Here is a 19,351-nt window from a genome sequence, read left to right on the forward strand (position 1 = left end):
TTGAATGCAGGACATCTCCGTCCGCCCGTCCGCCCGTCCGGCACGCCCGCGGGCCGATGCGCACCAGCCCCCGCGGGGGCTCGCACACACCGGGAGCCGTATGTCCGCGCAGGCGCCCCCCGCATCCACCCCGCCCTCCGGCCGGGACCCGGCCCCGGGCCGCAAGGGCCTGCTCCGCCGGCTCGGCGAATGGTGCGCGCGGCACGGCGTGGTCGTCGTGGTCCTCTGGGTCGCGGCCGTCGTCGGCGCCCAGGCCCTCGACCGCGCCTACGGCGGCGACTACTCGGACAACTTCGCCCTCCCCGGCACCCAGTCCCAGGAGGGGCTGGACGTCCTGAGGGCCCATGAGCCCTCCGCCGGCGGCTACAGCGCCCAGATCGTGCTGCACGACCCGAAGAGCTCGCTCACCGGGACCGCCGACCAGATGTCGACGACCGTCAGCGACCTGGAGAAGCTGCCGCACGTCCTCTCCGCCCAGAACCCGCTGCCCCCGCCGGGCAGCCCGCCCCCGTCCTCCCCGGCCACCGACGTCGGCCCCCTCTCGCAGGACGGGAAGACCGCCTACATCACGGTCCGCTTCGACCAGCAGCCCTCCACCCTCGGCGCCTCCTACCTGGACGGCGTCGACGACGCCGTCCAGCCCCTGCGCTCCGCGGGCGTCACCGTCGAATACGGCGGCTCCCTCGGCGAACTCGCCCGCCCGCAGCCCAACGACCGCACCAGCGAGGCCATCGGCTTCGGCGTCGCGATCCTGGTCCTCCTCGCCGGCTTCGGCAGTCTGATCGCCGCCGTACTGCCCCTGGTGACCGCCCTGATCGCGGTCGTCGGCGGCCTCGGCCTGCTCGGCCTCCTCGCCGCGGCCACCATCTTCGCCACCGTCTCACCCACCCTCGCCACCATGATCGGGATCGGCGTCGGCATCGACTACGCCCTCTTCCTGATCACCCGCCACCGCCAGAACCTGATGAACGGCCGGGACCCGCACACCGCCGCCGGAATCGCCGCCGCCTCCAGCGGACACGCGGTCCTCGTCTCCGGCTGCACCGTCGTCATCGCCCTGTCCGGACTGTGGGTCTCCGGGATCTCGTTCATCGGCAAACTCGGCCTGGCCGCCGCCGTCACCGTGGTCACCGCCGTCCTCGGCGCCCTCACCCTGGTCCCCGCCCTCCTCGGCATCATCGGACGGCGCATCGACCGCTACCACGTGCGCAAACCCGTCGCCGAGACCGACGCCGAACCCGGCGAGGAGGTCCAGGGCACCTGGCACCGGTACGCACAGCGCGTGGAGCGGCGGCCCTGGTGGTTCCTGAGCGGGGGCGTCGCCGTCCTCGCGGTCCTCGCCATCCCCCTGTTCTCCATCCAGCTCGGCCACATCGGCGACGGCGCCGACCCCACGTCGTTCACCGACCGGCGCGCCTACGACCTGATGTCCTCGGCCTTCGGCCCCGGCTCCAACGGACCCCTCACCCTCGTCGTCGACCAGAGCGACGTCCCCTCGTCCGACCGCTCCGCCCTCACCTCCCAGGTGCAGGACGCCCTCACGGACGTCCCCGGAGCGAAGACCATCACCCCGCTCACGCCCACCTCCGACGGCGATGTCCTCATCGCCACCGCCTACTCCGACGCCGCGCCCCAGGACGAGACCACCACCCGCCTCGTCAACCACCTCACCGACGACGTCCTGCCGCAGGCGGTCTCCGGCACCGACGCGAGCACCTATGTCACCGGAACCACCGCAGCCCAGGTCGACTTCCTGGACATCGTCTCCTCCCGGCTCCCGCTGATCATCGCGGTCGTCGTCGGCCTCGCCTTCCTCGTCATCCTGATCGTCTTCCGCGGTCTGCTCGTCGCGGTCAAGGCCGCCGTCCTCAACGTCCTCTCGATCGCCGCCTCCTACGGCGTCGTCGTCGCCGTCTTCCAGTGGGGCTGGGGCGGTCCGGCGCTCGGCGTCTCCGGGGACGTGCCCATCGAGAGCTATGTGCCGATGATGATGTTCGCCATCGTCTTCGGCCTCAGCATGGACTACGAGATCTTCCTGCTCTCCCGCGTCCACGAGGCCTGGATTCGCACCGGTGACGCCCGCGCCAGCGTCGCGCACGCCCTGGAGATCACCGCCCGGGTCATCACCTGCGCAGCCCTGATCATGGTGAGCGTCTTCGCGGCGTTCCTCATCAGCGACAACATCGTCGTCAAGATGCTCGGCCTCGGCCTCGCCGCCAGCGTCCTCATCGACGCCACCGTGGTCCGCCTCCTCCTCGTCCCCGCCGTCATGACCCTGATGGGCCGGGCCGCCTGGTGGATCCCCCGGTGGCTGGACCGTGTCCTGCCCCGCGTCGACCCCGAGGGCGAGCAGACCGCCACCGGCCCCCGCCCGGGCTGACCTCCCCGCCGGGGCGGTGGTCCGGGCGGCGCCTACACTCCGAGGCGCGCCACCCGATCACCGCCCCCGGCACCCCGGAGCCCCCGTGTCCCAGCATCTGACCGTCGTCACCGGCGGCAGCCGCGGCATCGGCGCCGCGATCTGCGAACGCCTCGCCGCCGACGGCCACGACCTGGTCGTCGGCTACCGCAGCGACGAGCCGGCCGCCCGCGAGGTCGCCGCCGCCGTCGAGGCCACCGGCCGCCGCGCCCTCGCCGTGCCCGTCGACACCGCCGACGAGTCCTCCGTCGACCGCCTCTTCGACGCGGCCGCCCGCCTCGGCACCGTCACCGGACTCGTCAACAACGCCGGCGTCCCCGGCCCCAACGGCCGCCTCGCCGACGCCGACGCGGACGCCATGCGGCGCGTGCTGGAGGTCAACGTCCTCGGCTACCTCCTCTGCGCCCGGCGTGCCGTGCGGGAGATGACGGCGGCCGGCGGCGGGGCGATCGTCAACATCTCCTCCTCCGCCGCCACCCTCGGCAGCCCCGGCGAGTACGTCCACTACGCGGCGACCAAGGCCGCCGTCGACACCCTGACCGTGGGCCTCGCCAAGGAGGTCGCCGCTGACGGCATCCGCGTCAACTGCGTGGCCCCCGGCACCATCTGGACCGACTTCCACGAGGACCCCGAGCGCCCCGCGAGGATCGCCGCCCTGGTGCCCATGGGCCGGTCCGGGCAACCGCACGAGGTCGCCGGGGCCGTGTCCTGGCTGCTCTCGGCGGACGCGTCCTACACCACGGGAGCCGTGCTGCGCGTCGCCGGCGGCATGTGAGCCCCCGCCCCGCCGTCCCCGCCCCCGGAGTGCGGTGTGCGCCCCGCGGGCCCAGGTATGCCCGCCACCACCGGGGGTAACCGCCTCCCTGCCGTGACCGCCGACCGGAGCGAGAAGGAAGTGGGGCCGTGATGCCGCGCAGAGTGACGGACAGGACGGACGGAAAGGACGCGGGCGCACCGCCACCCGCGGCACCGGGAGCGCCCGCGGCGCCCTGGGTGCGGGTGATCGCCATGATGTTCGCGTTCCTCGCGACCGTGGCGTTCAGCGTGGTGCTCGCCAAGCTGACCCTCGAACCGTCCGCCGCCTCCGAACCCCTGACCCACAACAACCTCGAACCGGGCTCCTCGATCCGCGCCTACCTGGAGAGCCCCGCCTTCCAGGACACGGTGAAGCAGCTCGGGGGGAACATCCTGCTGGGCGTGCCCTTCGGCGTCCTCCTGCCGGTGCTCGCGCCCGTCGCGCGCGGACTGCTGCGGGTGCTGGTGATCACCGCCGCCGTGATGGTGCTGGTGGAGCTGATCCAGGGGTCCCTCGTCACCGGCCGCGCCTTCGACATCGACGACGTCATCCTCAACAGCACCGGCGCACTGCTCGGTTACCTGCTGCTGGGCCGCCGGCTCGGCCGGGCCGTCCACCCGCGCCGCAGGCACTGGTGGAACCGCCGCGACGCGGCCGCGCGCAAGGAAGCGCCCACCGCCTGATCCTCCGGGGCGGGCGTGGTGGCGGGGCGGTTCAGCGGGTGGCGCGCAGGACGCCGATCTTGTCGATCCGGTGCTCCGGGTTGCCCCGGTCGTCCCGCCAGAAGTTGCCCGCCGCGTCGTCCTCCGGGGTGGCACAGGTCGAGATCGTGATCATCGCCTTGGTGGGCTTCGCGCCCGGCTCGCCCGGCACGGCGGCACGCTGCTCGGCGAGGGACCGCTCGGAGCGGAAGGACGTCTGCCGGGTCCCGGTGATCTCGTACTCGTACACCCGGCCACCGAAAGCCACCCGCACCACATCGCCCTCGGCGAGCGCCGGCAGGTCGCGCAACGGTCCGCCCGCGGAGAGCCGGTGCGCGGTGACCAGGTAGTTCCCGACCTCGCCGGGGCCCACCCCGCCCTCGGGGCCGTACGGGCTGGCGCCCAGGCCCCGGTTCTGGATGCGGGTGCCGGGCCAGTCGTCCGTCGTCCCCTCGTACGGCACGACCTCCAGGTCCTCCAGCCCGATCTCCGGAATGGACAGCCGCGCGGGCTCGGTCCGCGGGTCGGCGGCGGGCGGCGCGGGCGCTTGGGGCCGTACGGCGGCGGGTGCGGTCGTGGGCGCGGCGGCGGAGGACGCGGGTGCCGCGGCGGCGACGGTCGCGGTCGGCGGGCGGTCCCCGCCGGACCCGTCGCCGGCCGGCGTGGTCGTCGCGGCGGTCGCGCAGCCGGCGAGGGCGAGCGCGCAGACACCGGCCAGGGCCGCGGGGAGGGTGCGCAGAGCGTTCATGGCGTCGGACGGGGGCCGGGGACGGGGTCGGCACCCCGCGCCCGAAGGGATCCGGACGCATACCGCTCCCCGCGTGAGCACGGGGATCGATCAGGTGTTCCATCGTATCGGACATCCCGGACACCGGCCGGACGCACGGCGAACCGGCCGGTGTCCCCCCGCACGCGGCAGACGGGGCCCTCCCGCATCGCGGCCGCGCGTCCCCCCACCCCGCGCGACCGCACATGGCAGACGGGGCCCCTCGCGCTCCGCGGCCGCGCGTCCCGACCACCCCGCGCGACCGTGCCGCCTACGGTGGCGGACGACCAGGCGCCCACCCGCCCGAGAGGGAGCCCCCCCCGTGCCGCACCCCCGGCCCACCCGCACCGCCGCCCTGCTGGCCGCCGCCCTCCTCCTCACCGGCTGCGACGCATCCCCGTCGGACACCCATGGCCCGCCGCCCGCTCCGCGGCAGGCACCGGAACGCGCGCCGGACCGGGCTTCTTCCGCCGTCTCCGCCGTCGAGCAGGCCCGGCGGCTGGTCGACCTGGTCAACGCCCACCGCCGCACCGCCGGCTGCGGCCCCCTGCGCACCGACGCACGCCTGCGGGCGGCGGCCCGCGCCCACGCCGACGACATGGCCGCCCACCGCTACTACGCCCACCGGGGCCCCGACGGCCGGGACGTCGGCGACCGGATCGGGGACGCCGGGTACACCTGGAGCCGGGCGGCCGAGAACATCCACCGCGGCCCGGCCGACGCGGCCGCCGTCGTGCGCGACTGGACCAGGAGCGAGGCCCACCGCAGGGTGGTCGAGGACTGCGCCCTCAAGGACACCGGCGCGGCCGTCTCCCTGGCCGCCGGGGGCCCCTGGTGGGTGCAGGACTTCGCCGTGCCCCGCTGACACGCCTCCCCCCGCCGGGGCGGAGGCCGGCTCCAGACGCTGGAGCTCCATGAGGAGCGCACCCTCGCCGGCCGACCGCCAGGCGAAGTCCAGCAGCTCGCCCGCCCCGAACGGCCCGGGCTCAGTGGGCGGGTGTCAGGAAGGGCAGGGACGCCCACACCGTCTTGCCGTACGGCGCCGTCGGGCACCAGGACCACGCGTCGCTGAGCGCCCCGATCAGGGCGAGACCGCGGCCGCCCGTCGCCGATGTCCCGGCGGCGCGGGGCCGGGGCGGTTCGGGGCTCGGGTCGGAGACGGCGCACACCACATGGTCGGAGTGCCGGAACAGGCCCAGCCACACGGGATAGTCGTCACCCCCGTACGCCGGCGCCGGGCCGAGCGCGTGCCGCACCGCGTTGGTGACCAGCTCGGTGACGAGCAGTTGCATGTCGCCCGCGAGTGCCGGCAGCGACCAGCCGTCCAGGGTCACCGCCACGAACCGCCGCGCCTGCCCCGCGTTCCGAGGATCGCCGTCGAGCCCGCACGCGGCGAAGCCGCCGGCCGTGAGCGTGGCGTCCACGCCGCACCCGGGGCCATGGGCGCAGAGCGAACCCGGCCCCGCCGAGGGCGACTTCACGCCCGGTCCGGCATGCCGAATCGTCTCTCCTCGCACGGGGCCCCCGCTCTGGCGGTTCGGCAGATGAATCGTCACGGGTCATGTCTCCCTGCAGGAATCGCTGTTCGACAGCCGGCGCAGGACGAGTATTGTCGAGCCGTGTCCCATGATGCAATTGCATCTGGGATTGCACCGAAGGATCGCCGGAACTGGCTTATGAGGGACGAGGGGCTGATGGGCATGGAGTTCGTCAACGGAATGCCGGCCGGAGCGCTCACCGGCACGACGTGGATCAAGAGCAGTCACAGCAACGCCACCGGGAACTGCGTGGAGCTCGCGGCGCTGCCGGACGGCCGGATAGCCGTCCGCAACTCCCGCGACCCGCAGGGGCCGGCGCTGGTGTATACGCGGGAGGAGGTCGCCGCGTTCGTCGCCGGGGCGCGCGACGGCGACTTCGACACCATGGTTGGCTGAATCCCTTGCCTGCGGGGGCCCGCCGCCCCTTGGTACGGCGGGGCTTGTGCTGGGATACTGGCGCCTTCTCCGAGTCTCCGCAGGAGTGTGCGATGACCGCCGCCGATCCGAGCCCGTCGTTGTTCGTTCGGCCGCTGGGCGCGGTCGAGGGCAACCCGACCGCCCTGAAGCTCATCCTGGGCGGAAAGCTGCGCGAACTGCGCGTGGCCGCCGGGCTCGACCCCGCCGACGTGGACGGCAAGCTCGGCTTCTCCCGGTCGAAGACCAGCCGCATCGAACTGGGCCGCCACGGCTGCAAGCCCTCCGACGCCCTCGCCCTGCTGGACCTCTACGGCGTGGACGACGAGGAGCAGGCGGCCGAGTTCATGCGGCTGGTCGACGCGTCCCGCCGGCCCGACTGGTGGCGCTCGTTCAACGACGTCCTGTCCGACTTCTTCACGCCGCTGGTCGCCCTCGAAGGCGCCGCGGCCACCATCCGTACCTATGAGCCGTTCTACATCCCCGGGCTGCTCCAGATCCCGGCGTACACCCGCGCGGTGATCCAGTCCGGGCCGGGACGGCTGCTGCCGCACGACGTCCAGCGGCGGGTCGACCTGCGCCAGGAGCGGCAGCGGCACCTCGACCAGCCGGACGCGCCGCGGCTGTGGGCCGTCGTGGACGAGTCGGTGCTGATGCGCTCCGTCGGCGGTGCGCAGGTGATGCGCGAGCAGCTGGAGCATCTGCTCGCCATGATGCGGCGGGCCCGGGTCACCCTCCAGATCGCTCCCCTGGACGTGACCGCGGCCGTCGGGGTCGGCACCGGCGTCAGCTATCTGCGCTTCGCGCTCGGCGACCTCAAGGACGCCGTGTACATCGAGCATCTGACGGACAGTACGTTCACGCAGAAACCATCCACCGTCGAGCAGTACCGCGACATGCTCGACCGCCTCGGCGCCTGCGCGCTCACCCCGAAGGAGTCGGAAGGGCTGCTGCGCGAGCGGCTCGCCGCCCTCGGCTGAGCCTCCCGGCCGCCGAGCGACGCCCCGGGGCGCACGGCACGGGCAACGGCCCGGTGGCCGCGTGACGCGGTGTCCACCGGGCCGTGATCCGGGCCTGGACGGGCCTTGTTCGCCGGGTCCGCCACGTGGGGCTCAGGGCAGGCGGGCGACGCCGCCCCACTCGATCCACTCGTCCGTCTGCTGCACCGGCGCGAGGTCGTTGTCCGGACGCCAGGTCGAGACCTCCACCAGCCCCGGCTCCAGGATCTCCAGCCCGTCGAAGAAGCGCGTCACCTCGTGCTCCTCGCGGACCCGTCCCCAGTTGCCGCCGGTCGCCTCGGCCATGAAGTCCGTGACGAAGGAGCGGATCTCGGGGCGGTCGCTGACGAGCTGGCAGACCACCAGGAAGCTGCCCGGCGCCAGCCGTTCGGCGACCCGGCGGACCAGGGCCCCGGGATCGGACTCGTCCGGGATGCAGTGCAGCACCGAGACGAACAGGGCCGCGACCGGCTGGTCGAAATCGATGAGACGTGTGGTCTCCTCGTGGCCGAAGATGCCGTCGGTGTCCCGCATGTCGGCCTGGATGACGGTCGTGCGGTCGTTCTCGTCGAGCAGCGCGCGGCCGTGGGCGAGGACGATGGGGTCGTTGTCCACGTAGACGACGCGGGACCGGGGGTCGACGGCCTGGGCCACCTGGTGCACGTTGTCCTGGGTGGGCAGGCCGGAACCGTGGTCGATGAACTGGCGTATCCCGTAATCGGTCGCCAGCAGGCGCACCACGCGCCGCAGGAAACCCCGGTTGTTGAGGGCGAGGACCTTGGTGCTCGGGACCTGCTTCAGCAGCTCCTCACAAGCCTCCCGGTCCGACTGGTAGTTGTCGTCGCCCCCGAGGAAGTAGTCGTACATGCGTGCCACGCTGGGCACCTTGGTGTCGATGGCGTCCGGGCGCCACGACTCGCGTCCCATCCAGTCCTCACCCGCGTCCGTGAAATTTCAGTAGCAGTGGGTGCCACATGCTAGGGAGCGGGGGAACGCCGGTACAGACGATCGGCGCAAGGCCGGGCCCGGTGGACATGTTTCGGCCAGCATCTGTCCGGGACGCGTTCCGGAACGCGCCCCGGCCCCGGCCCGGGCCGGCCGGGACCCGGGGAGTGCCGGGGGAGCGGGGTGTCGTCAGCGGGCGTCGGCCGCCGCGACCCGGACGGTCAGGGTGACGCACGCCTCCCGTACGTTCTCGTCGCCCGTGACGTGCAGCCGCAGCCGCAGGTCCTGCCCGGTGAGCGCCTCGCTCGGCGTCACCCGCTGACGGACCGTGTACGTCTGCCCGGCCTCGACGGCGCCGACCGCTCCCCGGGTCATGGCGTACTCGCCGAACCCGCCCTCCGCCTTCAGGTGCAACTGGGTCGCGCCGTGCGAGCGCGCCGGGCGGAAGTCGAGCGCGAACTCGGTGGACCGCCCGGCACGCAGCGTCACCGGACCCGGGTCGTCACGGCCGTCGACGCGCAGGGCGGTGGCCCGGCCGAGACCCTCGCACTCCTCGGCGGGGCCGACCGGGCCCGCCTGGGCGGGGGCGGCGGCGAGGAGGCCCACGGCGAGGGCGCACACGGCGGCGGAGTAAGTGATCCTTTTCACGCCCGCCCCAACGACGGGGCCCGTCCCCGGTCACCCCGACTCGGGCCACAGGGGCCGGATATGTACCCGTACGGCGCACCCGCCCACCCAAAGAGCGCATACCGAAAGGGCCGCCGGAGCCGGTCAGGGGCCGGGGCGGCGGGGTGGAGCGGGGTCCCGACCCCGTACACTCGCCCCTGCTTCCGACGCGGGACACGGACCCCGGGCCGGTGGCCCGACACGTGCAACCGAACGAAAGGACGAATCGTGAGCTCCGCAGACAGGGCTGACGCACCGATCTACGACGGCCTCGTCGAGGAGCGTGGCGACGTTCCCGCGGACGTCCGCCGCACGGCCGAGGAGACCCTTCGCGAGGTCAGCCGCACCCTCGACTTCGAGCTCCAGGGCGCCGGCGCCCTGCGCTGACATCCCGCGCGCGCCCCACACGGCTCGCGGCCCTACAGGGCCCGCCCCTCGGGACTCCGCGCCATGGCCTGCGCCCCTACCGAGGGCCCGCCCACACCCGAGCCTCACCACATGGCTCCCGCACACATGGCGTCGCACCCCATGGCTGCGACGCACACACCCTGCCCGGCCCTTCGACGCCGGGGACAGCGCGTATCCGCCACCGGCGGCTGTCGCCCGGCCCGTCCCCGTGGTCCACTGGAGTGACGGGAACGGGGCCTATGGACACATCGCGGGCACGACGGCAGGGACGGGGCGGCAGGGTCGCCGCCCTGCTGTCGGCCGCCGCCCTCCTGGTGGGCCTCGCCGCCTGCTCCGACCCGGCACCCCGGCCCGAGCCCACCGCACCCCCCACCTCCGCCCCGCGCACCTCCTATTTCACCGGGCTCCCGGGCCGCAACGGCCCCGTCCTCGCCGTGAAGATCGACAATGTCCGGCCGGCCCGCCCGCACACCGGTCTCGGCGCCGCCGACATCGTCTATGTCGAGCCCGTGGAGGCGGGGCTGACCCGACTGCTCGCCGTCTACTCCACCGAGCTCCCGCCCCGCATCGGCCCCGTCCGCAGCGCCCGCGAGCCGGATCTCGAACTGCTCCGCCAGTTCGACCGCCCCGCCCTCGCCTACTCGGGTGCCCAGACCGCGCTGCTGCCCCTGATCGAGGCCGCGCCGCTGGCCGCCCTGCCGCCCGGCCGGGCCCCCGACGCCTACGTCCGCTCCGGCGACCGCCCCGCGCCGCACAACCTCTATCTGCGCCCCGAGGCAGCCCTCGCCGCCGCCGGGGACGTCGGCACAGCCTCCGACATCGGCTTCCGCTTCGGCCCGGCGCCGGCCGAGGGCGGGCGGCCCGTCAGCGAGCACACCGTGCGCTACCCCTCCGCCCGCTACGCGTTCACCTGGTCCCAGGCCGACCGGGGCTGGCACGTCGCCATGGACGGCACCCCGGCGTCCACGACGGACGACGGCCGCCTCGCCCCCGCGACCGTGGTCGTGCAGTACACCGAGGTCCGCCCGTCCCGCTTCGGCGACCGCTGGGGCAACGCCTCCCCCTACCCCGAGACGGTCGGCTCCGGGCGGGCGCTGGTCCTGCGCGACGGGCAGGGGTACGACGCCCGCTGGGAGCGCGCCGCGGCGGAGGACGGCACCGTGTTCACCGACGCGGCGGGCGAGCGGCTGGACTTCGCGCCCGGGCAGGTGTGGGTGGTGCTCAGCGAGGCGTGACGGCCCGGGCGTGGCGAGGGGAACCGTCCGGCCTGCCCGCGCGTGATACCGGACATCGCACCGCTGCGCGCACCTGAGCGCACATGTACGGGCACAGGCACCTGCAGGCACAGGCACCCCGGGGGGTTCGGTTGAGCAAGGAACGGGCGGGACCGGCGGGGCAGGTACGGATCGACGGGACGGCGCTGCTGCTGGGCGAGGGGCCCTCGGTCCGCTTCATCAGGACCCTCCGGCTGCCCGAGACGGGCACCCACCCCCTGCCGCCGGGCCTCGGCGACTTCCCGCTGCGGCGGGTCGGGGACCACCCGGACACCGTGCCCCCGGCGATGCGGGAGCGCGGCGGCGAGTTCCTGCCCATGTACCTGCGCGAGGCCATGTGGCTGAGCTTCGCCGGCACCCGGGAGCCCACCGCCCTCCAGGTCGGCGTCGGTAAGGTGTGCGCGATCTCCGGCAAGCCCTGGAGCGGGGAACTCGCCCGCGACCCGCAGAACTACGTCGTCACCCCGCGCCAGCCGTGGCTGGACGGCATCAACTCCGGCACGGGCACCGTGCGCCAGTTCGTCGCCGTCCCGCTCGGCCTCGGCGCCACCGTGGAGGGCCAGGTCACCGGCGAGGAGACCTGGGGCGGCGTCCAGCTCCAGGGCTTCCCGCTGGGTGGGCGGGCGCTCGCCGCTTGGCGGGCGGAGGAGCGCCTGCGCCGCGAGGAGGAGCTGTGCCGCGGGCGGGCCGCCGTCGCCCCGCCCGGCGGCTACGGCGCCCCGCCCGCGCCGTCCGGCGGCTACGGCGCCGTGCCCGCCGCCTTCGGCGCGGACGCCATGCCCCGCGCCGGGGGGCCGCCCGCCCCGGTCGCCGCGCCCGCGATGGGACTCGGGGCCGGCGGCACGATGCGCCAGGAGGTCTACGCGGACACCCGCCCGCTCTCGGACTGGGACGACCGTCCGGCCGCCCGGGTCTTCGTCCACCTGGTCACCCCGCCGCAGTGGCGCGCCATCACGGGCGAGGAGCCTCCGCCGTCCCCCGTCGACCGGGCCGCCTACACCCGCGCCGGGCTGCCCTGGTTCACGTACGAGGACGACGACGCCGCCGACCTGGCCCCGGCGGACGCCCTGGGGCAGGTCAAGCCGGCCGGGGAGTGGCTCGGCGAGGACCACACCCCCTGGCAGGCCCCCGGCGCCCACCAGATCCACCCCCTGGGCGACGCCCCCGCCCCCGGCAAACCGGTCGCCGACGGCGGCTGGTGACGGACCGGGCCCGGCCGCCGCCGACCGGGCCCGCCCGGCCGCCGACGCGGTTCTGCCCTGGGCCGCTGCTCACGCGGTTCTGCCCCGCCCCGCCGCTCACGCGGTTCTGCCCTGGGCCGCTGCTCACTGCCCCGGGAACCCCGGCCGGGGGTAGTCGCCCCGGGCGGGAGCGCCAGACCGGCCGGCGTGCTGAGCCCGCCCGAGGGGAGGGTGACCTGCCGGTGCCCGCGCCGCGAACGGCCTCTCCTCCGCCGCGCCGGGGCCCGCCCGGCGCCCCGCCGGCGCCGGCCGCTGCCGTGCCGTCCGTGGGTCCGCTGCCCCGCCTCGTGCCATCTCGCCCTCTCCGCCCTGGCGGCTGCCCCGCAGACCCTGGGAACGGGGGTGGGTGCGGGCGCGAGCCACGCCCGCCGGGCGGGCGGCCGTCACTCCAGTGCCCGCCCACCGGGCGCCCGTCCGGCGCCCGCCCGGCCCGCCGGGTCAGGCACGCAGATGGCCCACCACCGAGGCCGCCGCCGCCCGTACCGCCTTCCGCGCCTCCTCCGTGTGGTCGACCGTCTCGAAGCCGTGGTGGCCCTCGGGCACGTCGATCAGCTCGACCGCCGCGCCGCGCTCCCGGGCCGCGTCCGTGAACTCCGCCACCGTCGCGGCGATCCCGGGGTGTTCGCGGCCCACCCGGGTGAGGACGACCGGCAGCCGGCCCGCCGTCCGCAGCGCATCCACCGGACGGAACCGCCCGGGGCGCAGCCCCCAGCCCGGCAGGGGCGCGAGCACCGGACAGGTCGCCGCCACGCACCGCAGCCATGGCGGCGGGGCGGCCAGCCACTCCGCCGACAGCAGCCCGCCGCCGGAGAAGAACCACAGCGCCACCCGGTCCCCGTCCACCCGCGGGTCGGCGCGCACGGCGTCGGCCGCCGCGGCCACGTCCTCGGCCGCCCGTCCGTACTCCCCGACGTCGTGCAGCCGGTGGTCGAGGGTCGCGGCGATCACGCCGAGCTCCGCCAGATGGCGGCCGTAGCCGACGAAGGCCGGCCAGTCCCGGGGCGTGGGGCGGGCCCCGGCGGGCACCGGACCGCCGTGGACGAGAAGCACCGCCGGGCGCGGCCCGCCCCTGGGAGCACCGTCCGCGAGCGCCCCGCCCTCGTCCGGACGGCCGGGCAGGTGCCCGGGCAGGCCCTCGGGCAGATAGAGGTCGACCGGGCCCGACCGCTCGCGGCGGCAGTGCGGCGGGTCGAGGACGAACGGACGCAGATGGGCCGGCGGCTGCGCCGCGGCGCCCGTGATCCGGTGGCCCTCTCCCCGGGCCGCCCGCACCAGGACCCCGGCCAGCTCCTCGGGCGCGGAGAGCATCGGCCAGTGCCCCGTGGGGAGTTCGAAGAAGGTCACCCGGGGGTCCGTGAGGGCCTGCAGACGCGGGTCGCCGAGCCCCACCGCCATCTCGACCAGCGCGATGTCCGACCCGTTCGCGGTGCACAGGACTCCGGTGGACGGGAGCGCGGGCGCCGCTCCGGTGAGGCCCAGCGGCTGCGTCAGGGTGCCCGACGGCTGCGGGGCGGCGAGGGCGGAGAGCCGGGCCAGGGCCTTGCGGGGCACGCCGTCGGTGCTGCCCCACCGGTGCCACTCCCCGGGCGCGGGCGGCGGCACCAGCCACCCGCCCGCGCCGCCCGGCCCGCCCGCACCGGCCCCCGACAGCCGCTCGCGCAGCTCCTCGTCGGGCACCAGAAGCAGCGGCGCGTCACCGTCCCCGGGCAGGCCCGCGTCCAGGTGCACGATCCTGGCGACCCGCTCCGGCCGCCGGTCCGCCGCGCCCAGCACCGGGTGGATGCCGTAGCCGTGCCCGACGAGGACCGCCCGGGGCGCCTTCGCGGCGTCGACGGTGTCGATGGAGTCGATCACCCGCACCACGTCCGCGACATGGGTCTCCAGATCCGTACCGGGACCGGCCGGACGCAGCGGGTCGCCCATGCCCGTGAGGGTCACCGGGTGCGCCTCGGCGCCCAGTCTCCGCAGGTGGCCGGCCACCTCCTCCCAGACCCAGCCGCCGGTGTGCGCGTCGGCGACCAGGACGAAGACGGGTGTGGAGTCCGGCGCCGGATCCGGCGCGGAGGCCGTGGCGGGTGCCGGAACGGATGCCGTCATGAAGGTCTCCTCGTGAGTGCGGTCGCGCGGCCGCCCCCGGAAGTCCGGCCGCCGTCGCCGGTACGGTAGGAACTCCCCCTGAGGGAGGTTCAACCCCGAGGGAGGTCCGCCTCGTGTCACCCGACGGCACCTGGAGCATCGGTGAACTCGCCGCACGCGCGGGGGCCACCGTGAAGACCGTCCGCTTCTACTCCGACCGCGGACTGCTGCCCGAGGCCGGCCGTAGCGCCGGGGGCCACCGGCGCTACGGCCCCGGTGCGCTGGAACGGATCGGGCTGATCCGCTCCCTGCGCACCCTGGGCCTGCCCGTCGCCGAGGTGCGCCGCGTACTCGACAGCGAGGCGGACGGGCTCGGGAGCGCCGTGGAGAGCGCCGTCGCCGGGCAGTTGCGCGAGGTCGGCTCCCAACTGGCGGCCCTGCGCTGGCGGGAGGCCGCCCTGCGGCTCGTCCACGACTGCCCGCCGGGGGAACGGGCCGAGCGGCTGCGGCTGATCGGCGCGGTGGGCACGCCACCCGGTACGGCGTCCCTCGTCCGCTTCTGGCGGCGCTGGCTGCCCCCGCGACTGCCCGCCCGCGTCGTCGCGGCCGTCGTCGAGCACGCGGTGCCGCAGCCTCCCGCCGACCCCGCGCCCGCCGAGGTGCTCGCCTTCGCCCGGCTGCACGCGCTGGTCTCCGGCCCGTGCCCCGGCGACGGGACGCCCTGCCGGCCGGCCGCCCACCGCAGCGGCACGGGCTACCGTCCCACCGTCCTCTACGAGGGCCTGCCGGAGGCGTTCGCCCTCGCGTCCGCCCAGGTGCTGGCGCGCCGCGACCCCGGTCCGGGCGAGGCGCTGGACTCCTTCGTCGCCGTCCACGCGGCGGCGTGCGGCACCCGGGACACCCCGGCGTTCCGCCGGCTGCTCGGCGACCGGCTCGCCGCCGATCCCCGGATCGACAGGTACTGGCAGGACGCGGCGGTCCTCTTCGGTCCGACGACGCCGACCCCGGGAGCCGCCCACGACTGGCTGTACGCGGCCCTGACGTCGGACACGGAGCCCACGCCCGCGGCGTGAGTCCGCCTCTCCGGGTGAGGCGGGCCGCGCGCCGGGCCCGGGCCGCCGGCAGCGCGGGCGGGTCGTGCACCCGCTCGTCCACGACCGGAGGGGTCCGGGCCGCCAGGGTTTCCCGCCCGGCGCCCGGCGGGCGAAACGCGCGCATGCCACGCCCCACCCGGGGGCACCCGATCGTCTGAGCAGGCAGCGAGCCGCCCGCTGACGGAGAATCGTCGTGCCGACGGCTCGTCCCCGCGGCCCGGCCGACGATCCGGGCCGCCCCGCGGGCCGGGGACCCGGCCGCCCGCCCGGACGGGGACACCGCAGCCGGCGCGGAGAGACCTCACCCGTCGCAGAAGGGACGGACACCGTGGCACGACCGACGATTCTTGTGGTGGGCGCCGGCTTCGCCGGAGTCGAGTGCGTACGCCGCCTGGAACGCGAACTCTCCCCGTCGGAGGCGGAGATCCTGCTGGTCACACCGTTCTCGTACCAGCTCTACCTGCCGCTGCTGCCCCAGGTGGCCTCCGGGGTCCTCACCCCCCAGTCGGTCGCCCTCTCGCTGCGCCGCAGCCGCCGCCACCGCACCCGGATCGTCCCCGGCGGGGCCGTCGGCATCGACACCAAGGCCAAGGCGTGCGTCATCCGCAAGATCACCGGCGAGCTGTACGCCCGGTCCTACGACTTCCTGGTCCTCGCGCCCGGCAGCGTCACCCGGACCTTCGACATCCCGGGGCTCGTCGACCACGCCCGGGGCATGAAGACCCTGGCCGAGGCCACCTACATCCGCGACCACGTCATCGCCCAGCTCGACCTCGCCGACGCCAGCCACGACCAGGACGAACGCGAGTCCCGGCTCCAGTTCGTGGTGGTCGGCGGCGGCTACGCGGGCACCGAGACGGCCGCCTGCCTCCAGCGCCTCACCGCCGGCGCCGTCAAGCGCTACCCCCGCCTGGACCCGCGCCAGATCAAGTGGCACCTGGTGGACATCGCCCCCCGGCTGATGCCCGAACTCGGCGAGACGCTCGGCGACGCCGCCCTCGCCATCCTCAGGCGCCGGGGCATCGAGGTCTCTCTCGGAGTGTCCGTCGCGGAGGCCGGGCCCGAGAAGGTCACCCTGACCGACGGCCGGGTCCTGCCCTGCCGCACCCTGATCTGGACGGCCGGTGTGGCCGCCAGCCCGCTCGTCGCCACCCTGGACTCCGAAACCGTCAAGGGGCGCTTGCTGGTCCGGCCCGACCTCACCGTCCCCGGCGCCGCCGGGGTGTTCGCCCTCGGCGACGCGGCCGCCGTGCCCGACTTGGTTAAGGGCGACGGCGCGATCTGCCCGCCCACCGCCCAGCACGCCCAGCGCCAGGGCCGCACCGCGGCCGCCAATGTGATCGCCACCCTGCGCGGCGCCGCCCTGAAGCCCTACGAGCACAAGGACCTCGGGCTCGTGGTGGACCTCGGCGGCAAGGACGCCGTCTCCAAGCCCCTCGGCATCGAACTGCGCGGCCTGCCCGCCCAGGCCGTCGCCCGTGGCTACCACTGGAGCGCCCTGCGCACCAACGTCGCCAAGATCCGCGTCGCCACCAACTGGATGCTCAACGCGGTCGCCGGGGACGACTTCGTGCGGACCGGCTTCCTCGCGCGCAGCCCGGGCACCCTGCGGGAGTTCGAGTACACCGACGCCTATCTGACGCCCGAGCAGATCCGCGAGCACACCGCGTCCCTCCGCGCCGGCCTGTGACACTTCCGGCGCGCAGGGTGTGACCTGCGGAAACGGGCATTCTGCCGACGACCCGTGTCCCCGGGGCACCGGCGGCAGTTGAACGGGGCATGAAGAAGCGCAGCATGCTCGCCGTCATGTCCCTCGCCACCGGCGCGTTCATCGCCGCCGTCAGCCCGCCGCCGGCCGCCCAGGCCGACACCCTGGACGGCGCCCTGACCGGCGGGGAGGCCCTCAGCCAGCTGGACGCCCCGACCGCCGGTCTCGCGGACGAGGTCGGCGAGACCGTCCGCGACGCGACGGGTGACCTGGCCTGACGCCGACGGTGCCCCGGCCCTCGGACCCCCCGGCGCCTGCCCGTGCCCCGGCACGGCAGGCGCCGCGCGCCGTTCCGGCCCGCCCCCGTACCGGGCCCGTCACGAGCCCCGGCCCGGCCAGGGGCCTCGGCGCGCCCGCCCGAGCACGGTCACGAGGCCGGCGTGCCCGCCCGGTCGGCCGGGGCGGGGACATGAGCCAGCGCCGGGCGGCAGGCCGCCAGCACCGCGCGGTGGACGGCCCGGGCCAGGCGGGCGCCCCAGAGGGAGCGGGGTCCGGCGAAGGGTTCGGCAGGGGCGCCCGGAACGGGGAGGGCCGCCGCCACGCACACCGCGTCCGTCGGGGTGCCGGACGCGTCCGCCCCCGCGTCCAGCAGGGCCTGGACCTTCGCCTCCGTGGCCGTGGCCACCGCGTTGACCAGCGCCGCGTCGCTCAGCGGGACCGGCACGGACACCAGGATGTTGATCGTGCCCGGGGCCGGCGCGGCGGCATTTCCCGCGCCGGGCCCGGCGGCCCAGCCGCGGATGCCGATGCCCGCGGTCACCAGCGCCTCCACCCCGCCGTCCGCGGCCCAGCGGCGCGCCCGGACATCGGCCGCGGTCATCAGCCCCACCCCCGGCCCGGCCGCACCCGCCCCGCGCGCCAGCCCGGCGAGGTGGGCCTCCGGATCCAGGCGGCCGTACCCGGGCGGCACCTGGGCGTTGAGCACCCACGCGCGTTCCCCGATGCCGCCGCCGAGCAGGGCGCTGGAGACCATCCGGCGCGGGCCCCGCGGCACCCACAGGAGCATCGGCCAGGCACCGCCGTCCTCCTCGCGGGTCAGCACGGGAACCCCGCGGAGCGCGGGCTCCCCGCGCGGCGCGCGAGGGGCCGGGGGGACGGGGGACGGCGGCGGGGTCCGGGGCACGCCGTACCCTAACCCGCCTTCCGGGGAGCCCCGTCGCCCTCCGATCCGGTCCTCGGCGGCGGCGCGGTTCAGCCGCCGCGGCGGGCGACGACCAGCAGGTACTCCCACTCCATCGCCCCCGAGCCGGACGGGTCGGCGTGGTGCCGGGCAAGGTCCGCCAGCTCGCGGTCGAGGGCCGCCGTGCGGTCGGCGTCACCGGAGAGGCGGCCGTAGACCGCGATCGTCGGGCCGTAGTTCGCCCGGAAGTAGTCCCGGAACGACTCCGGCGAGGGGAACGCCTCCACCCGGACGGTCTCCCGGCGCATCCCCATGTCCGTCACGCCCGTCCCGAGCAGCTTGCGGACATGGTCCTCGGAGCCCCACAGGGGCGGCGGCGACGCCCCTGGCGGGGGCGGGGGCGCGTACGGCCGCATCGTCGTGAACATGCGCCCGACGAAGCCCTCCGGCGTCCAGTCGATCAGCCCGAGGGTGCCGCCCGGCCGGCACACCCGCAGCAGCTCCGCCGCCGCGGTCTCGTGGTGCGGGGCGAACATCACGCCGACGCAGGACATCACCGTGTCGAAGGCGCCGTCGGCGAACGGCAGGTCCTCCGCGTCGGCCTCGCGCCACTCCACGGACACCCCGGCCCGCTCCGCCGACTGCCGTCCCGCCGCCAGGAGTTCGGGCGTCAGGTCGCAGGCGGTCACCTCGGCACCGGCGAGCGCGGCGGGGATCGCCGCGTTCCCCGACCCGGCCGCGACGTCCAGGACGCGCTGCCCGGGGCCCACCGAGCAGGCGTCCACCAGCCGGGTGCCCAGTTCGGGGATCAGCTCGGCGGCGACGGCCGGATAGTCGCCCAGGGCCCACATCGCGCGGTGCTTGCTCTTGAGGGCACGGTCTGCCTCGACCGCGTCGGTCGTTGGGGACATGACGTCTCTCCTCCCGAGCCTCATGGCGGCCACCCGGCCCGACAGCCGTGAGGAGGCGAACGAACTTCTGTGCCTTTTCTCCCAGGGTAGGAGCCTGCGCCCCGGCTGCCACCGCGAGGCGGCCCCCCCGCCCCGCCGCGTCCCGCCGGTGCCTCCGCGTAGGGTGAGCGCCGTGATCAGCGGCGAGACCGGCGGCGACCGGGGCGGGGACGGAAA

At 75.6% G+C, this 19,351-nt stretch carries 19 protein-coding genes; 12 read left to right on the forward strand and 7 right to left on the reverse strand.

Annotation, left to right across the window (positions count from 1 at the left end):
* Positions 1-100 precede the first annotated feature (100 nt).
* From C593_RS0121120 to C593_RS30115, 3 genes are all read left to right on the forward strand, one after another.
* Positions 101-2,380 (forward strand): MMPL family transporter, encoded by a 2,280-nt coding sequence (locus C593_RS0121120; protein WP_018849306.1) that lies wholly within the window; start codon positions 101-103, stop codon positions 2,378-2,380.
* An 85-nt stretch (positions 2,381-2,465) separates the two neighbouring features.
* On the forward strand, positions 2,466-3,194 hold the full coding sequence (locus C593_RS0121125; protein ID WP_018849307.1) for an SDR family oxidoreductase: 729 nt from the start codon (positions 2,466-2,468) through the stop codon (positions 3,192-3,194).
* A gap of 131 nt (positions 3,195-3,325) precedes the next feature.
* Entirely contained in the window at positions 3,326-3,898 is a 573-nt protein-coding gene (locus C593_RS30115; protein WP_486591161.1) for a VanZ family protein, read from the forward strand.
* A 31-nt stretch (positions 3,899-3,929) separates the two neighbouring features.
* Here the strand turns inward: C593_RS30115 and C593_RS0121135 are convergent, their stop codons facing one another.
* Positions 3,930-4,664: a class E sortase gene (locus C593_RS0121135; protein ID WP_018849309.1), complete on the reverse strand. Its 735-nt coding sequence runs from the start codon at positions 4,662-4,664 to the stop codon at positions 3,930-3,932.
* A 340-nt stretch (positions 4,665-5,004) separates the two neighbouring features.
* Between C593_RS0121135 and C593_RS33070 the strand changes: the two genes are divergently transcribed.
* A complete protein-coding gene (locus C593_RS33070) occupies positions 5,005-5,547 on the forward strand; it encodes a CAP domain-containing protein (protein ID WP_018849310.1) in 543 nt (180 codons plus the stop codon).
* Positions 5,548-5,668: 121 nt separating this feature from the next.
* On the opposite strand, the gene C593_RS0121145 is transcribed toward C593_RS33070, so the two are convergent.
* Positions 5,669-6,106, reverse strand: coding sequence for an ATP-binding protein (locus tag C593_RS0121145; RefSeq protein ID WP_018849311.1), 438 nt, complete (start codon positions 6,104-6,106; stop codon positions 5,669-5,671).
* Between the two features lie 276 nt (positions 6,107-6,382).
* Between C593_RS0121145 and C593_RS0121150 the strand changes: the two genes are divergently transcribed.
* On the forward strand, positions 6,383-6,616 hold the full coding sequence (locus C593_RS0121150) for a DUF397 domain-containing protein (RefSeq protein ID WP_026277912.1): 234 nt from the start codon (positions 6,383-6,385) through the stop codon (positions 6,614-6,616).
* 92 nt (positions 6,617-6,708) lie between these two features.
* The gene (locus tag C593_RS0121155; RefSeq protein WP_018849313.1) at positions 6,709-7,614 is read left to right on the forward strand and encodes a Scr1 family TA system antitoxin-like transcriptional regulator; all 906 of its coding nucleotides are present in this window, start codon (positions 6,709-6,711) and stop codon (positions 7,612-7,614) included.
* Positions 7,615-7,746: 132 nt separating this feature from the next.
* Here the strand turns inward: C593_RS0121155 and C593_RS0121160 are convergent, their stop codons facing one another.
* Together C593_RS0121160 and C593_RS0121165 are read right to left on the reverse strand one after the other, a co-directional pair.
* Positions 7,747-8,559, reverse strand: coding sequence for an SAM-dependent methyltransferase (locus C593_RS0121160; RefSeq protein ID WP_018849314.1), 813 nt, complete (start codon positions 8,557-8,559; stop codon positions 7,747-7,749).
* Positions 8,560-8,766: 207 nt separating this feature from the next.
* Positions 8,767-9,225, reverse strand: a complete 459-nt coding sequence (locus tag C593_RS0121165) for a hypothetical protein (protein WP_158686865.1) — start codon at positions 9,223-9,225, stop codon at positions 8,767-8,769.
* Between the two features lie 246 nt (positions 9,226-9,471).
* On the opposite strand from C593_RS0121165, the gene C593_RS33415 reads away from it, so the two are divergent.
* The 3 genes from C593_RS33415 (at position 9,472) to C593_RS0121180 (ending at position 12,127) form a co-directional block, all read left to right on the forward strand.
* Positions 9,472-9,630, forward strand: coding sequence for a hypothetical protein (locus C593_RS33415; protein ID WP_018849316.1), 159 nt, complete (start codon positions 9,472-9,474; stop codon positions 9,628-9,630).
* A gap of 260 nt (positions 9,631-9,890) precedes the next feature.
* On the forward strand, positions 9,891-10,886 hold the full coding sequence (locus C593_RS0121175; protein WP_018849317.1) for a DUF3048 domain-containing protein: 996 nt from the start codon (positions 9,891-9,893) through the stop codon (positions 10,884-10,886).
* Positions 10,887-11,017: 131 nt separating this feature from the next.
* Positions 11,018-12,127, forward strand: a complete 1,110-nt coding sequence (locus tag C593_RS0121180) for a hypothetical protein (protein WP_018849318.1) — start codon at positions 11,018-11,020, stop codon at positions 12,125-12,127.
* 477 nt (positions 12,128-12,604) lie between these two features.
* On the opposite strand, the gene C593_RS0121185 is transcribed toward C593_RS0121180, so the two are convergent.
* Positions 12,605-14,263 carry an alpha/beta fold hydrolase gene (locus C593_RS0121185; RefSeq protein WP_018849319.1) on the reverse strand — a complete coding sequence of 553 codons (1,659 nt, stop codon included), beginning with the start codon at positions 14,261-14,263 and terminating at the stop codon, positions 12,605-12,607.
* Between the two features lie 113 nt (positions 14,264-14,376).
* Here C593_RS0121185 and C593_RS0121190 point away from each other — a divergent pair, with 113 nt between their 5' ends.
* The 3 genes from C593_RS0121190 to C593_RS30125 all read left to right on the forward strand — a co-directional run bounded on the left by C593_RS0121190 (position 14,377) and on the right by C593_RS30125 (position 17,322).
* Positions 14,377-15,315, forward strand: coding sequence for a MerR family transcriptional regulator (locus C593_RS0121190; protein WP_018849320.1), 939 nt, complete (start codon positions 14,377-14,379; stop codon positions 15,313-15,315).
* 349 nt (positions 15,316-15,664) lie between these two features.
* On the forward strand, positions 15,665-17,026 hold the full coding sequence (locus tag C593_RS0121195; protein ID WP_026277915.1) for an NAD(P)/FAD-dependent oxidoreductase: 1,362 nt from the start codon (positions 15,665-15,667) through the stop codon (positions 17,024-17,026).
* Between the two features lie 89 nt (positions 17,027-17,115).
* Entirely contained in the window at positions 17,116-17,322 is a 207-nt protein-coding gene (locus tag C593_RS30125; RefSeq protein WP_018849322.1) for a hypothetical protein, read from the forward strand.
* 149 nt (positions 17,323-17,471) lie between these two features.
* Here C593_RS30125 and C593_RS0121205 read toward each other — a convergent pair whose 3' ends face one another.
* Together C593_RS0121205 and C593_RS0121210 are read right to left on the reverse strand one after the other, a co-directional pair.
* Positions 17,472-18,146, reverse strand: coding sequence for an adenosylcobinamide amidohydrolase (locus C593_RS0121205; RefSeq protein ID WP_018849323.1), 675 nt, complete (start codon positions 18,144-18,146; stop codon positions 17,472-17,474).
* A 149-nt stretch (positions 18,147-18,295) separates the two neighbouring features.
* Positions 18,296-19,135 (reverse strand): methyltransferase domain-containing protein, encoded by an 840-nt coding sequence (locus tag C593_RS0121210; RefSeq protein ID WP_018849324.1) that lies wholly within the window; start codon positions 19,133-19,135, stop codon positions 18,296-18,298.
* Positions 19,136-19,351 lie beyond the last annotated feature (216 nt).

The sequence above is a fragment of the Streptomyces sp. CNT372 genome (assembly GCF_000377145.1).